Below are 659 nucleotides of genomic sequence, written 5' to 3' on the forward strand. Positions count from 1 at the left end.
TAATTGCCTTGGTTTCTTGAGAGGATTTTTTCGCAAACAAGTTAAACAATTCCATAATTATTTTCCAGGATTAGATTATCAATACATACAAGATCCTATCGCTGTTTAATTTTAGCAGTTCACTTGAGAGTTATCTATAACAATTAGTGGGATAAAGTGGGATTTTACAATTATTTACAAGACCGATTTTGTAGGATAAAGTGGGATTTTTGTCGCCAAGTGGGGAAAAGTGTGATAAAGTGGGATTATCCTTGCATACCCCCACTTTTTCCTATGGATATTCAAGAAGTTTTAAACTGGACTGATGAACAGGTATTCACTAAAACTGGAAAACATCTTGATTGGCTACAAAAGTCTATATTACAGGGGATTTGGCAACATCAGGATTATTACGAAATTGCCGCAAACAATGAGAAAAGTTACGATCATGTCAAAAAAGAAGCCTGGAAGTTATGGAAACTTCTGTCTGATGTGGTTGGGGAAGATGTTAAAAAGTCTAATGTGTTTTCTGTTCTAGAACAAGCAGAACTGTCTGCTACTGGAAATTCTACTAATTTTATGCAAATTGGAATCGGCAATAATCAAGTTAATATTTGTAGTGAACAACACCGATCGCCCTCCGATCTCTCTTCTTCTCATTCTCCCACACCTCAAGATTA

Annotated in this window: 1 pseudogene; it reads left to right on the forward strand. The window is 35.7% G+C overall.

Annotated features, from left to right (window positions below):
• Nucleotides 1-273: 273 nt before the first annotated feature.
• Nucleotides 274-659, forward strand: a pseudogene (locus tag P5674_RS23795) (ATPase); the annotation flags it as partial.

Origin of the sequence: Limnospira sp. PMC 289.06, assembly GCF_032350395.1 — a bacterium.
GTDB lineage: Bacteria > Cyanobacteriota > Cyanobacteriia > Cyanobacteriales > Microcoleaceae > Limnospira > Limnospira platensis.